Origin of the sequence: Psychrobacter sp. DD43 (assembly GCF_904846555.1) — a bacterium.
In the GTDB taxonomy this organism is placed as follows: Bacteria; Pseudomonadota; Gammaproteobacteria; order Pseudomonadales; family Moraxellaceae; genus Psychrobacter; species Psychrobacter cryohalolentis.
Genome location: NZ_CAJHBE010000018.1, coordinates 36,889 through 51,613, shown reverse-complemented (window position 1 = coordinate 51,613; position 14,725 = coordinate 36,889). Strand labels below are relative to the sequence as shown.

13 protein-coding genes are annotated in these 14,725 nt (G+C 42.1%); 5 read left to right on the top strand and 8 right to left on the bottom strand.

The features are described from left to right. Positions 1 to 210 precede the first annotated feature (210 nt). The 3 genes from JMX89_RS10080 to msrA form a co-directional block, all read right to left on the bottom strand. On the bottom strand, positions 211 to 924 hold the full coding sequence (locus tag JMX89_RS10080; RefSeq protein ID WP_201531994.1) for a DUF1499 domain-containing protein: 714 nt from the start codon (positions 922 to 924) through the stop codon (positions 211 to 213). Between the two features lie 12 nt (positions 925 to 936). Next, positions 937 to 1,596: a thiopurine S-methyltransferase gene (gene tmpT, locus JMX89_RS10075; protein WP_201531993.1), complete on the bottom strand. Its 660-nt coding sequence runs from the start codon at positions 1,594 to 1,596 to the stop codon at positions 937 to 939. Positions 1,597 to 1,810: 214 nt separating this feature from the next. Continuing rightward, entirely contained in the window at positions 1,811 to 2,332 is a 522-nt protein-coding gene (gene msrA / locus JMX89_RS10070; protein ID WP_201531992.1) for a peptide-methionine (S)-S-oxide reductase MsrA, read from the bottom strand. A 232-nt stretch (positions 2,333 to 2,564) separates the two neighbouring features. On the opposite strand from msrA, the gene cmoA reads away from it, so the two are divergent. After that, the gene (gene cmoA, locus JMX89_RS10065) at positions 2,565 to 3,353 is read left to right on the top strand and encodes a carboxy-S-adenosyl-L-methionine synthase CmoA (RefSeq protein WP_201531991.1); all 789 of its coding nucleotides are present in this window, start codon (positions 2,565 to 2,567) and stop codon (positions 3,351 to 3,353) included. A 60-nt stretch (positions 3,354 to 3,413) separates the two neighbouring features. Continuing rightward, positions 3,414 to 4,505, top strand: a complete 1,092-nt coding sequence (gene cmoB / locus JMX89_RS10060; RefSeq protein ID WP_201531990.1) for a tRNA 5-methoxyuridine(34)/uridine 5-oxyacetic acid(34) synthase CmoB — start codon at positions 3,414 to 3,416, stop codon at positions 4,503 to 4,505. Between the two features lie 43 nt (positions 4,506 to 4,548). Here cmoB and JMX89_RS10055 read toward each other — a convergent pair whose 3' ends face one another. Further along, the gene (locus tag JMX89_RS10055; RefSeq protein ID WP_020444359.1) at positions 4,549 to 4,767 is read right to left on the bottom strand and encodes a DUF2788 domain-containing protein; all 219 of its coding nucleotides are present in this window, start codon (positions 4,765 to 4,767) and stop codon (positions 4,549 to 4,551) included. Positions 4,768 to 5,182: 415 nt separating this feature from the next. On the opposite strand from JMX89_RS10055, the gene argS reads away from it, so the two are divergent. From argS to JMX89_RS10040, 3 genes are all read left to right on the top strand, one after another. Further along, positions 5,183 to 7,012, top strand: coding sequence for an arginine--tRNA ligase (gene argS, locus JMX89_RS10050; protein ID WP_201531989.1), 1,830 nt, complete (start codon positions 5,183 to 5,185; stop codon positions 7,010 to 7,012). A 66-nt stretch (positions 7,013 to 7,078) separates the two neighbouring features. Then, positions 7,079 to 7,870 carry an SPOR domain-containing protein gene (locus JMX89_RS10045; protein ID WP_201551466.1) on the top strand — a complete coding sequence of 264 codons (792 nt, stop codon included), beginning with the start codon at positions 7,079 to 7,081 and terminating at the stop codon, positions 7,868 to 7,870. A gap of 144 nt (positions 7,871 to 8,014) precedes the next feature. Beyond that, complete coding sequence (locus JMX89_RS10040; RefSeq protein WP_201531988.1) at positions 8,015 to 9,109, top strand: PTS transporter subunit IIC; 1,095 nt, start codon at positions 8,015 to 8,017, stop codon at positions 9,107 to 9,109. 127 nt (positions 9,110 to 9,236) lie between these two features. Here the strand turns inward: JMX89_RS10040 and JMX89_RS10035 are convergent, their stop codons facing one another. The 4 genes from JMX89_RS10035 to tig all read right to left on the bottom strand — a co-directional run bounded on the left by JMX89_RS10035 (position 9,237) and on the right by tig (position 14,526). Continuing rightward, positions 9,237 to 10,220 carry a c-type cytochrome gene (locus tag JMX89_RS10035; protein ID WP_201531987.1) on the bottom strand — a complete coding sequence of 328 codons (984 nt, stop codon included), beginning with the start codon at positions 10,218 to 10,220 and terminating at the stop codon, positions 9,237 to 9,239. 451 nt (positions 10,221 to 10,671) lie between these two features. Further along, positions 10,672 to 11,946, bottom strand: a complete 1,275-nt coding sequence (gene clpX / locus JMX89_RS10030; protein ID WP_201531986.1) for an ATP-dependent protease ATP-binding subunit ClpX — start codon at positions 11,944 to 11,946, stop codon at positions 10,672 to 10,674. Positions 11,947 to 12,079: 133 nt separating this feature from the next. Beyond that, a complete protein-coding gene (gene clpP, locus JMX89_RS10025) occupies positions 12,080 to 12,775 on the bottom strand; it encodes an ATP-dependent Clp endopeptidase proteolytic subunit ClpP (protein WP_133104853.1) in 696 nt (231 codons plus the stop codon). A gap of 407 nt (positions 12,776 to 13,182) precedes the next feature. Further along, positions 13,183 to 14,526, bottom strand: a complete 1,344-nt coding sequence (tig, locus tag JMX89_RS10020; protein ID WP_011514543.1) for a trigger factor — start codon at positions 14,524 to 14,526, stop codon at positions 13,183 to 13,185. Between the last annotated feature and the right edge of the window lie 199 nt (positions 14,527 to 14,725).

Sequence of the window (14,725 nt, the reverse complement as noted above, 5' to 3'; positions counted from 1 at the left end):
TATTAGAAAGTAAAACAAAGCGATGAAAAGTCGATTTTACTTAGAGTAACCAATCTCAATAGTAAAGAAAAGGTATCGTAGCACTCGGTTACTATAAGCTGACGTTGGCGTGAGGTTAGGATAGGGTTTTAGAAAAATATAGCATTACATAATTTTAGGAAAGTCTTTGGTTTTAATGTGGGTGATTAATTTTACAGGTGTTTTACAAAGCTATTTCGCTAATATGATATCCAACTCCTCAATAAAATCATGAATACGTGCTGCGTTTTTACCCAAATCGCTACCGCCAACCCGCGATTTACTACGGATATCAACCAGACGCTCGCTACCATTATCATTGATACGTACAACGACATCATCTTTAAAACCAAACCACGCCGTAGTATCTGTTGCTTCAACAATACCTTTATTAGCATCGATATTGACAAGCTCCCAACCTAAATTTTTAGCAACTTGTTCGGTAGCGTTCACCAATTCAGCTTTTGATTGTGAATAGACTAGCGTTTTTAGTTCCGGATAGCCTTGACGTTGTTGCTCGGCAGTTGCTTCACCAGCATAAGCGACTGGATTGAGTGCGTCAGCCCGTAGCGGAGCAATAGCGACAAACTCAGGTGGGTTGACTAAGTCAGTTGAAATATCATGAATAGGCGCTACACTTTTGCTCTTACTCAGCATACTAAGTGGTAATCCGATAGCAACGGCGGATAACGCAATGGTGACTATCACATTGGCAAGCGTTAGTGTATTTCGCTTAAATATAACTTGTAATACGAGCAACACAAGCGCTGCAACAGCAGTCAATATGCCATATTTAAATCCTGTAAACACCGTACCTAATTCAATGATGTCATACTTATAAAGAGGGCCTGTCAATACGACTAATAAGAAAGCAATGAGACTTACGAAACTCACTAAAATTTTCATTAGATTTCTCGCTTATGGTTGATTTAATAACCAAACATGCTCTGTCACCGCCATCTCAGGTGCAGCGTTCAAAGTCGATGGTTTGCCCTCAAGCTCTTGAATTTGATAGTGAGCGCTATAGTACTGCTGGATTTGCTCATGACTGATTGAAAAGGGCGGTCCTGCTCGCTCATTTTGGTCGTAATTGAGTGTCAGTAATAACTGAGGAGCGTTTTGACTGAGGTCGATGACTTGCTGGCTATATTGCGGGCGCAACTCTGCTGGCATCGCAATTAATGCTGCTCGATCGTAGACCGCATCAACGCGACCAACATCATTGGTACTTAGCATAAATATATCTGCAACCCATAACGCTATTATTTGTCCTGATAACTGCCCTTGATAGCATTTAATATTTGAATTTTTATCATGCGCTTTTATCGTGTAAGAGATATTATTTTCAGTAAAAAATTCCTGTACCGCTGACTCAACCAATTCCACGCCGACCATATCAAAACCTTGATTGGCTAGCCAAATCATATCAATAGATTTGCCGCATAAAGGGATGAATATACGGCTTCCGATGGCCATTTGTAAATCTGAAAAGTATTTAATCAACAAAGGATTCACTTTAGGCTGATTAAAGCCGATGCGTTTTTCCTTCCAGCGAGCCTGCCAAAATTCTGGATTCATTGCTTTAGCCTTCAGTTATAAGAATTTCTATTATCAGTTATTTTTTACAGTCGATGCATTATCATAACTTGTCGCATAATATTGTCAAAGTCATTAACTCCAATAAAATTATCAGAAATTAAAAAAGCCAAATACTTATATTATAAGTATTTGGCTTTTACGAGATTAAAAGCTGGGCATTGAATTCAAAAACTCTGTAATCAGAAGATAATATTTAGCTCACCATATATTGACTGAATTCTTTACGCAGTTTGGCAAGTTTTGGTGGTATGGCGAAGTTACAGTAAGCCTGTCCTGGGTTGCGATTAAAAAAGTCTTGATGTGTCTCTTCTGCTTGATAAAATTCAACCGCAGGATGTACTTCGGTCACCACATTTATACCCATGTCACGCAGCTTGTTAATGGTACGATCGATGGTCGGTTTTTGCGTTTCATCAGTGTAGAACACGACGCTACGATATTGGCTACCTACATCATTACCCTGACGATCCATTGTGGTGGGATCATGAGTGGCAAAGAAGACATCAAGTATCACTTCTAATGGGACAATCGATTCGTCAAATTCGACTTTAATCACTTCAACGTGACCAGTATCCCCACCGCAGACTGCTTCATAATTGGCTGATACCGCATCGCCGCCCATATAACCTGATATTACAGACTGTACGCCTTTTACAGATAAAAATACTGATTCGGTGCACCAAAAACAGCCACCGCCTAATATAATGGTTTGCATAATTCTTCCTATTCTTATCATTATAAAATATGAGCCAAGCATGTTTTACAAATCTATTTTGCTTGGCGATATACATTTAGCTTAACAGTGCAGTTGCCTGCGATAAGTAACAAATAGTAATGTTATAATGGGCTTTTGCTACGTTAAAAAGCTCGTTATTATCAGCTGCTTCTTATTGATAGTGTCGGTCAAGATGATTACACACGTTAAAGTTTAGTTTAATTACCAAAGAATGAGTCACATTATGAGCCAATCTCAGCCTACCACTGTTAAACATGACACCTTATTCACCACGCCACTAGATAAAGCAGCGCGCTTTTCATTTGATGAGCAAGTGGTGGCTTGTTTTCCGGATATGATTCGACGCAGTGTTCCCGGTTATGGTCAGGTATTGGCGATGTTACCCATATTTGCCCGTCGTCATTGTAAATATCGTCAGCAAGGCAATAATGGACAACGTGTGAGCCGTATTTATGATTTAGGCTGCTCATTGGGTGCCGCAAGTATGACGTTGGCTGGCGAGTTTGAGCCACAAGATTTGCAAATTAAAGCAATTGATATTTCACCTGCGATGACCACTGAAGCGACTACTTTACTGAATGATAATTATCCTGAGCATGACATAGAGGTCATCACTGCGGATATTCGCGATATTGAGCTTGAGCCATGTGATATGGTGATTTTGAATTTAACCTTACAGTTTTTACCGGCTGCCGATAGAGTGGCGGTGTTAGAAAAGATTTATGCGGCACTCAGCGAAGGGGGTATATTGGTATTGACCGAAAAGACTCATGCTTTTGATGAGCAGTATGATGCGTGGTTGGTTGAACGTTATTACGATTTTAAACGTGCCAACGGCTATACCGAGATGGAAATCAGCGGCAAACGAAATGCACTAGAAAACGTCCTTATTACGGATACTTTAGATGAGCATCACGCACGATTGAGTGATGTTGGCTTTCAGCGTCATCTCACGTGGTTTCAGTTTTTAAACTTCGTCTCTATTGTGGCGTTTAAATAACGGCTACATTGTTAGAACCCTTTTTATCCTATCTTTTGATCAACAGAGTAATCCGCTTTTATGCTTAACGACACTATTACCCACGCCGAACGTGAACTGTATTTAACCCTGCTAGAACTAGCGCAACAGCAGCCAAATGCTTATGAGTGGCTTACGCGCTTGCCAACATGGTTAAATGATATCAAGGACAAAGCCAATTACGCGCATGCGCCTGCCTATCAAGCATCGGTTGCGCGTTTACCAAATATAACAGTCAATCATGTCGATCTGAACAGTGATGTCTTGACGATTGAGGCAAATCTTAGTGAGTCTCAGCGCAAACAAACAATGGCATTATTAAAGCAGCTGATGCCGTGGCGCAAAGGGCCTTTTCAAATTGGTGGTCAGATCAGTAGTCGTCAAACTGTTCATACTAAAGATGACAACGATACCAATGCGCCAATATTGATTGATACCGAATGGCACAGTGATTGGAAATGGCAACGAGTCGCACCGCATTTGAGTCCTTTAAAAGGTCGTCGCATCTTAGATGTTGGTGGTGGTTCTGGTTATCATGGTTGGCGTATGGCAGGAGCAGGCGCCGATACGGTCATCATCATTGACCCATCGTGCTTGTTTTATCATCAGTTTATGGCGATTCGGCATTTTGTAGGTAGCGCCGATGCTCATACTCATGTTCATGGTACAGGGCGTTATCGAACTCATTATATTCCAGTGCCGCTTGAAGCATTACCGGATAATAGCCAGCTGTTTGATACCGTGTTTAGCATGGGTGTGCTCTATCATCGCCAATCGCCGTTTGAACACTTGCAACAGCTCAAAGGACAGTTGGTCAAAGGCGGTGAGCTGGTACTTGAAACTTTGGTAATAGAAGGCGATGCCAATACGGTACTGGTACCGCATGACCGCTATGCTCAAATGAATAATGTGTACTTTTTACCTTCGGTTGCCGCATTAATAGGCTGGTTAGAGAAAGCTGGTTTTACTGAGGTGCGCTGCGTCGATGTGGCAGTCACCTCGACGGAAGAACAGCGTAAAACGGAATGGATGACCTATCATTCGTTAGCAGATTTTTTAGATCCTAATGATTCTAGCAAAACTCTTGAAGGCTATCCTGCGCCGATGCGTGCTACTCTAATTGCCAAGAAATGATTGCAAAAAAATAATTGGCAAAGCAGTAAATTTTCAATGCTTTTTAGATAAACCACCTTGTAAACGCCATTTCTAACAATATTTTTAAGATAAAACCGATAAAACCAGCACCAAGTGCCAAAAACATCCAAAATGTACCAGCGCGACCAGCACCAGACTGTTTTGATAAGTCCCAAATGATAAAGAATAAAAAGGCAATAAAAATGGGCAATAAGATGTAAAGCCCCCAACTGGTAACGGTACTGGCAGCAATGGCAAACATAATTTTATCCTATATATAAAGTCATAAAGTACTACGTTCTCTGTTCGTTACTTTATTGCTTTTTAATGAAATACTTACAAATAGTTGAATAAATATTTAAGCGTCACGATATCTAGAGAAAGTAGCCAATAAATGGCGTTATTATAACGTGGAATAGGCTAGGTATGAATGTTTCATCAACCTTGGGAAACAGGAACGCTACAATAACTCTGACCTATAAGCCCTCTGCCAATTATAATAACCCTTAAACGTCGAATAAACCCCAGCACCTTGCTATAAATAGTATTTTATCGCTATTTTTAGTCCAAATAGTGCAATAACAGGTAAAGGTTGTTATATTTGCAGGTTACTTATCTTTTTATCGTATTTTATATTCCACCACTTTTATTGTTTATTTATCCGAGTTTATAGTCCTATGTCACAAGCCCAAATCGATACGCTTACCTCACTGTTTGACAGTGCGATTGCAGTCCTAAAAAATGACGGCGAATTACCGGCTGATTGGCAAAATAATAGCCAAATTACGCGTACTAAGGATACCAGCCATGGTGATTTTGCCAGCAATATTGCCCTGACTGCTGCCAAAGCTGCCAAAGCCAATCCGCGCCAAGTGGCTGAAAAAATCGTTAATGCATTGCCTGAGAATCAAGATATCCGCCAAATAGAAATCGCGGGTCCAGGGTTTATTAATGTATTTTTGAATACTGAAGCTAAGTTTGCCGTGTTAGATGATATCTTCAATTTGCAAAATGGCTTTGGCTTAAGCAAGCAGTTTGACGGACAAAAAATACAGGTCGAATTTGTCTCTGCTAACCCAACTTCTAGCTTACACGTTGGTCACGGTCGCGGCGCTGCATTTGGTATGAGCGTATCAAACTTGCTTGAGGCGATTGGCTATGATGTCACGCGTGAGTACTATGTCAATGATGCCGGTCGCCAGATGGATATCTTAGCGACCAGTACTTATTTGCGCTATCTAGAAACCAATGGTGAGACGGTCACCTTCCCCGTCAACGGCTATCAAGGCGACTATGTCAGTGATATTGCTCAGACATTAAAGACGCAGCATGCTGATACCTACGTACATCGTTTCGCAGATATTGCCGAGAACGTGCCAGAAGATGCGCAGTTCGAAATAAATGCCGATGGCGAAAAAGTACTGCTATCAGGTGATAAAGAAGCCCATATCGATGGTCTAATTGCCAATAGTAAAGCTTTACTTGGTAATGGTTATGAGCTGTTTCTAAATGCAGCATTAAGCAGTATTTTGGCTGATATCAAAGACGATCTAAATGACTTCGGTGTGAGTTATGAATGCTGGTTTAGCGAAAGATCAATTGATAGTGAGATTGAACCAGTCTTACAGATTTTAGAAGACAAAGGCTATCTCTACGAAAAAGACGGCAATATCTGGTTTAAATCGACGGACTTTGGTGATGAAAAAGACCGTGTCGTACGCCGCGCTAATGGGCAAAGCACCTACTTTGCCTCTGATATCGCCTATCATAAAAATAAATTCGATCGCGGTTTCGACAAAGTCGTGAACGTTTGGGGTGCAGACCACCATGGTTATGTACCGCGCGTAAAAGCGGCTTTATTGGCGCTTGGTATCGATGCCGACCGTTTAGATGTGGTGTTGGTGCAGTTTGTCGCATTATGGCGCGGTAATGAAAAAGTACAAATGTCATCACGCTCTGGTAAATTTGTGACCTTACGTGAGCTACGTCACGAAGTTGGCAACGATGCAGCGCGTTTTTATTACGTCGCGCGTAAGCCCGAAGTACATGTTGATTTTGACTTGGAGCTTGCCAAATCGCAAAGTAAAGACAACTTAGTTTATTACATTCAATATGCACATGCCCGCGTTTGCCGTGTGTTAGAAAAACTAGAAACCAGTGGTTTAAGTGTGGATGATGCGATAGGTGCGGCGCAGCAAGAATTACTTGTTGCACCAAGTGAAGAGGAGTTGATTAAGCTGCTTGCCGCTTATCCTGCTACCTTGATGCGCTCAGCGACAGGTTATGAGCCGCACATCTTGACTAATTACCTTAAAGAGTTGGCAGCGTTATTCCATGGTTGGTACGATAGCAATCGTATTCTGCCTGTGAGCCTGACTTCAGGTGAGACACCAAGCGCCGATGAGATGGCGATGATGCAAGCTCGTTTACGCTTATCTAAAGCAGTACGCCAAGTTATCAGTAACGGGCTTGGTTTATTAGGGCTGTCTGCACCGTCTAGCATGTAATAAAGCTGGCAACTGATAGTAATAATTCAATAATGACAGATAGATTCAGTAGGGAGAATGCGATCCATGTTAGCCAAAAAACCAAGAGGTGCCACTGAAAAGCGCAAAACAAGTAGTGCGTCAGGCTTATTATGGATGTTTGTTGGTGCAGTGTTGACGCTGATGATCGGGGTATTCTTATATCTGTCACCATGGTTTAATTTTAGCCCCGCTGATACGGCTGGAGATCCTAATAAGCAAATACAGCAACGAGTGGATCCGGATGCCGACAATGGTGATTATGAATTCTATGATATTTTACCCAATCAAGAAATGGCAACCGTCCCTGATGAAGAATTTGACAAGACCGACAATGACCAGCTGGGTGAAATCATAGATTTTGAACCGGATGTGATAGTCAATCAAATTGACAGTAATGTGCCTAGTGCTAATGATGGTACGGGTAGTATTTCTGAAGGTACAACCAGTGCGCCAAATGCTGGCGCAGCTACTGGTAATGATGATATCGTTATTATTGAAGAAGATGCGACCTACGATGGTACGCCAGCGACAAGCAATCCGGGTACTAATGCAAACAAACCCAATGCTGGCAATGCAAGCATTCAAGCTGCTAAGCCTGCTGCTACGTATATCTTACAAATTAACAGTTTTGGTGATGCTGATGAAGCCGACCGTCGCCGTGCGCAAGTACTGATGGCAGGTGTTGATGCGAAAGTCGTTAAAAACACTACTGGTAATGGCTTGCCTATCTATCAGGTGATCTCACGCCCAATGAATAGTCGTCAAGCCGTTGCTACTGCTCAGCAGCGCCTGCAAAATAACGGGATTGATTCTATTATCGTTGAACAACGTCGTTAGTTTTAAATTGGTTTGATTGTTTAGAAAAAAAGCGTCACAGTGGCGCTTTTTTTATACGTTTTTTTTGCTAATAGCGGCGTATTTTTTTAAACTTAATCCACCATATTGAAATTTTTTATTGCCACACTAACCGAGAGTATCGCTATGACGGTATCTAATTCAGCAGTAACCACGCACAGTCATTTTAAAGCATTTTTTCAAAAATACTTTATCGATGCATTTACTGGTATGGCTTTGGGGCTTTTTGTCACCTTAATAGCGGGTCTTATCATCTCGCAAATCGGTGGCTGGCTAAATCTTCCAACACTGATTGCGGTCGGAAAATTGGCATCTGTGTTAATGGGCGCGGGCATCGGTGTCGGCATTGCTTATTATCTAAAAGCGCCAACTTTGGTAATGCTTAGCTGCTTGGTCGCTGGTATGTTGGGCGCTCACTCTGAAGCATTAATGGCAGGTAATCTATTTATTGCTCAAGACGCAGGTCCGGCAACCTTTGCTGCGCTACCGGGTAATCCAATCGGTGCATATTTGGCGTCAGTTTTTGCTTATCGCGCTGGTACATGGGTTGCAGGCAAGACCAAGCTCGATATTCTACTGGTACCTTTACTGGTCTGCGCGGTGGCATTAGCCGTATGTGCGCTGCTCAATCCTCCTGTTGTTGCTGCGGTCAATGCCATTGGTCAAGGGATTCAAGCGGCAACCACATTACAACCGTTATTAATGGGAATCGTGATTGCTGTCGTGGTTGGTATATTGCTAACGATGCCGACATCGAGTGCGGCGATTTGTATTACTATTGGACTTGGCGGAGTTGCAGGTGGGGCGGCAGTCGTCGGATGTGCGGCCCATATGATTGGCTTTGCCGTCGCCAGTTTTAAGGACAATGGCATAAGTGGGGTGGTTTCTCAGGGTTTGGGCACTAGCATGTTACAAATCCCTAATGTGCTCAGAAAACCCATTATTCTATTACCAGCTGTTATAGCAAGTGCTATCGTCGGTCCGATAGCGACCGTCGGCTTTGAGCTAGCATGTACGGCTACAGGCGCAGGTATGGGAACCGCAGGACTGGTTGGCGTATTTGGCGTGATTGAAGCGTCACAAGATATTATGAGTACTGGTCAATTATGGACGGCGATTATTTTATTGATGTTTATATTGCCCGCTGTGATTGCTGGCGTTGTGGCTTATATGATGCGCCGATTTGGTTGGTTGGTCGATGGCGATATGAAACTGCCTTAACATTCATTAAAAAATAAAAAGCATTCCTTAAAAAGTAAGATTTAAGGAGAACTCAGGAAAATCAAAAAGCCCAGTTATCTAAGGTAGCTGGGCTTTTCATTCTTCTAGCATTTATAACATTTTTAAATTAGCGACGTACATCTTTAGGAGCGTCGCCCTTTGGCCAATCTTTGTCTTTATTGGCTTTTACCGGACGTGGCAAGTGAGTAAAGTAAGCAGCAATATCGACGGCTTCTTGGTCAGTTAACGTATTGCCTTGACCAAAGGGCATTTTGCCTTTGATAAATGCCGCAGCCGTATAGGTACGTGCCATACCAGCACCATCATTGAAGGACTTTTCACCAGCGACAGCAGGATAAACGTAAGTGCCATCGTCGTTATACTGACCTTCACCAGTTGCACCATGACAAACGCTACACTTCTCTGCAAATAGCTTTTTGCCATTATCAGTGTTTGGCTCGAGGTTTTTATCCACTTTGACAAAACCACGACCTTCAGGCGATACGCCAAATGGCATGTCTTGTGACAACCAGCTCATGTAAGCCACCATCGCGTTCATATCATCTGAACCCAGATCAAGTGCCTTACCGTTCATCGAACGCTCAAAACAGCCGTTAATACGTTCTTGTATCGTATTGACACGACCTGCGCGCGTACGATAGATAGGATAGATGCTGGGCATATTGTTCCAAGGCGCAGCATAAGCCTCTGAACCATTGCCAAGATGACAGCTGGTACAGTTCAGTTGATTACCAACGTTATTTGGCATCTCTTTATAAGTGTGATTGGCAATTTGTAAGCCGCGACGCACAGCGGCACCAAACTCATCATCTGGAATCGTAGATTCATCTGGCATCTTAATAGTAGGCTTGCCACTTGCCGTATCAGTGCCACCTGCGGTCGCAGTCATGTCATTGGCAGCTGGCATGTTACTTTTAATCACTTCAGCGCGTGCTTCGAGATCTTTTACTCGTGCCAATGCTGCCGCTTCTTCGACACGGTCAACGGCTTTGGTTTCAGTGTGATCGCTACAACCAGTAATACCGACAGCACTAATGGCAAACACAGTGGCTATCAAAACGGAGCGCTTAGGATATGGGAGCATTTTCATAGGAATATCCTTATTTTAAAAAGTAATATAGAAATTTAAATTTATATGCTAGTTTAGGTGCCATAATGGTAAAACCAACTCGATATTTTGTGTCAGTAAAAGGCTAAGAGCAGTAAAAATAAGGATAATCTTTAGAACAGCATAAAAATAACACGTAATATCGAGCCTTTGATGCAATCTTAGTTGCTCAGCAGCCTAACTCTAGCAATTGAAATATAACAAAGAATGAAGCGGTAGGTTGCTAGTAACATTAGTGTATCAAATACAAATACGTAAAGTGTTTTAAAATTGAAAACAGAAGCCAAAACATCAGTGTTTCGTTGCTTCTTTTGAACTGAAGTCCTGGTATGTAGCATAAAAAAGCGCTCAAACATAGATCATGTTTGAGCGCTTTTTTTAAATTTTAGCTAACTTTTCGCTAATTAAAACGAGTGATGTAGCAAGTTAACAGTTAAGCAATTTCAGGCGTCTTGCCTTCGTTAATCACTTGCTCATCAACGAGTACGGTCTTAGCATCCTTCATAGAAGGCAGCTCATACATCGTCTCTAACAGAGCATTTTCAACGATAGAGCGCAGTCCACGAGCACCGGTTTTGCGTGCCATCGCTTTTTTAGCAATCGCATCAAGTGCTTCTTTAGTAAACGTAATGTCAGCGCCTTCCATATCAAACAGATACTTATACTGCTTAACCAAGGCGTTCTTAGGTTCCGTCAAAATCTGAACCAATGCATCTTCGTCTAGCTCTGTAAGCGCAGCAAGTACTGGAAGACGACCGATAAGCTCCGGAATAAGTCCAAACTTGATCAAATCTTCCGGCTCTACTTGTTGTAGTAGCTCTGAGCTACGTTTACTATCGTCTTTTGAGCTGACATCAGCATTGAAGCCAATGCCTGTCTTTTCAGTACGCTGCTGAATGACTTTATCAAGACCGGCAAATGCACCACCAACGATAATCAAAATATTGCTGGTATCTACTTGGATCAACTCTTGCTGCGGATGCTTACGACCACCGTGTGGTGGAATAGCCGCGACCGTACCTTCGATAAGTTTTAGCAATGCTTGCTGTACGCCTTCACCCGACACATCACGCGTGATAGAAGGGTTATCACCTTTTTTGCTGATTTTATCAATCTCATCAATATAGATGATGCCTTGCTCCGCTTTACTAACATCATAATCTGATGCTTGTAATAGCTTCTGTACGATGTTTTCAACGTCTTCACCGACATAACCGGCTTCGGTCAAAGTCGTGGCATCCGCCATCGCAAAAGGAACATCAAGTAGACGTGCTAGCGTTTGCGCAAGTAAAGTCTTACCAGAACCTGTTGGACCAATCAGCAAAATATTACTCTTTGCCAATTCTACCATTGCATCATCAGCCCCAATTTTAGCTTTTTTGCTATCATTGGCTAAAGTTTGGCTAACTTTTAGACGCTTATAATGGTTATAAACGGCAACAGCCAAGGCTTTCTTAGCAGCATCCTGACCGATGACGTATTCATCAAGCTTGGCGCGCAATTCTTTTGGTGTTGGCAGTTTTTTATTGACCCAAGAGGTATCAATATCGCTATCGTCATCACCATGTTCGTCACTGTCGGCGATAAGGTCTGTACATAGCTCAATACATTCATTACAGATATTGGCATCGTCAGCGGCAATCAGCTGCTTCACTTCACTTTTTTCTTTGCCGCAAAACGAGCACTGCGGGGTGTTATCTTCTGCCATATACAGGCACTCCTAAAATTTTATACTTATAAATATTCTGATGTGTGTATCAACGTTTAAGTGTCTAATATAGAGCACTTAAGCATAAGCCGCGCTACTAGCTACATCGATACAGCTGCTCATAGACTGGCTATTATAAAGAAGCAGGACGACGTTCTAATACTTCATCGATCAGACCATATTCTTTGGCTTCTTTAGCATCTAACCAATAATCACGCTCAACATCTTTTTCAATTTTGTCTACTGGCTGACCCGTACGCTCAGCTAAAATCTCGTTTAAGCGCGCACGAGTTTTTAGGATTTCACGTGCATTGATTTCGATATCTGTTGCTTGACCTTGCGCGCCGCCTGAAGGTTGATGAATCATGACGCGAGCATTGGCTAGGGCATAGCGTTTGCCTTTTTCACCAGCAGCCAGCAGGAATGAGCCCATGCTATACGCACCGCCCATACAGATGGTTGATACTTCAGGTTTGATAAAGTTCATCGTATCAAAAATGGCCAAACCAGCACTGACCGAGCCGCCTGGTGAGTTGATATATAAATGAATGTCTTTATCAGGGTTTTCGGCTTCCAAAAATAGCAGCTGCGCCACAATAAGATTGGCCATATGGTCTTCGACTTGACCGGTCAAAAAGATAACGCGCTCACGTAGTAGACGCGAGAAAATATCAAACGAGCGTTCGCCGCGAGCTGATTGCTCAACTACCATAGGAACTAATGCTGCTTGGGTTGCGCTTTGACTATACTGTGCGCTCTGGGCAGTAGTGTGTGCGCTCATCAGCATATCAAAATGCGGGTTGGCAGTGATGCGATCATAATCTGTCATAAAAATATCCTGTTTATAAAGATAGAAGATAAAAAGTAGAAAATCGTTAAATTTTTATTGGTGTTTATCATTGTAAACATTGTCGGTTTATAATAAAACCTATTACGCTAAATGAGACGGGTATCGCATCAATAGTTGATAAATAGCAGTAATAAAGGCTATTAGCTTAAAATAATTGAGCTAATGGTAACTTTTTTATCAGAGTAATAGTAACTTTTTAATGTGACAAATGATAAATGACTTCCTATTAATAGGGCGTTTGTGCGTACTTATCAAGGGTACTGTCTATAATCTATCCATAAAGATAGCATATAAGCCACCAATAAAAATGCCCTAACAAATTTGTCAGGGCATTTTTAGAGCAATCTTAGCAGTCAGTACCAGTTAATGGCAAAGAGCTAGCTAGATTACATTGCTTGCTGCTGTTGTTGCTGAGCAGCTAATAGGTCTTGGTAGCTGACTTCTTTGTCAGTTACTTTACCTTGCTCGATTAGATAATCAACCACTTGGTCTTCTAGTACAACAGACTCAATGTTCGCGCGCTGTTGCTTATCAGTGGTGTAGTACTCGATTACCTCACTTGGATCTTCGTAGTTTTCAGCCGCTTCTTTGATGAACGTCTCAACGCGAGCTTGGTCAACTTCTAGACCTTTAGTATCGATAACGCGAGCAACGATGATGCCAAGACGTGCCGCACGTAGTGCTTGCTCTTCAAATAACTCATTTGGTAGCATATCTTTATCGAAGCTATCAGCATTCGCACCGAACTGCTGAGAAAAACGTTGCATCATCATGTTGCGTTGACGCTCGATTTCTTGCTCTAGCATAGCATTAGGTACGTCAAACTCGTTCTTTTCTAACAAAGCGTCAAATGTTGCTTGCTTTACTTGGCTACGAGCAGCATTTTTGATTTCGCGTTCCATGTTTTTGCGAACGTCATCTTTTAACTTCTCAACGCCGCCTTCTTTAACACCAAATAGCTCAAGGAATGCATCGTCAATTTCTGGTAGCTTAGATTTTTCAACCAATTTTACATTGATTTTGAACTGAGCTTCTTTACCCGCTAAGTTTTCAGCTTGATAATCTTCTGGGAAAGTCACGTCGATGGTTTTTTCTTCGCCAGCTTTCATACCTTTGATGCCTGCTTCAAAGCCAGGAATCATCTGATTGCTACCGATAACCAATTTGAAGTCTTCAGCAGATCCGCCTTCGAACTTCTCGCCATCGATAGAGCCTTCAAAGTCAAAAGTGACTTGATTGCCTTTGTCCGCTTTACCTTTTTTCTCAACGAATTCTTCACGTTGTTTTTGTAGGTTTTCGATCATAGTGTCAACATCAGCTTCATCAACCTTGGCGGTATGACGCTCAACTTCGATCTCATTGATACCTTGTACATCAACTTCTGGGAAGATTTCAACAGTGGCTTGATAAACCAAGAAATCATCTTCAAGTTTTACGTCGTCGATATTCGGCATGCCAACGGCGCGGATGTCTTCAGACTTGATCGCTTCAAAAACGGTATCACGAATAACGTCGTTGATCACTTCTTGTTGAATGCCAGCACCGTACTGTGAACGGATATGTGACATAGGCACGTTACCTTTACGGAAACCGTCAATCTTGGCAGTTTTCGCTACTTGGCGAATACGGCCTTCAACTTTGTTTTGAATCTTTTCAACGGGTACTTTAACCGTTAACTGAGTTTCTTTGTTAGATAGCTTGTTGGTTGTGACTTGTAAATCTGTAGCCATGATCATTACACCTTTAGGATTGAATAATAGACAACCATGCCTCAAAATACGGGCGTTTATGACTGGTTGCCGTTGGAATAAATAGGGGATAGTGATAGCAAGTCATTCTCAAATCAATGCCTTTAGCAATCGCTGCTGGCTCTGAAAAACGACATGTTTAATCTTAGTCGATACTATCAAATATCAATAATAAACCGTC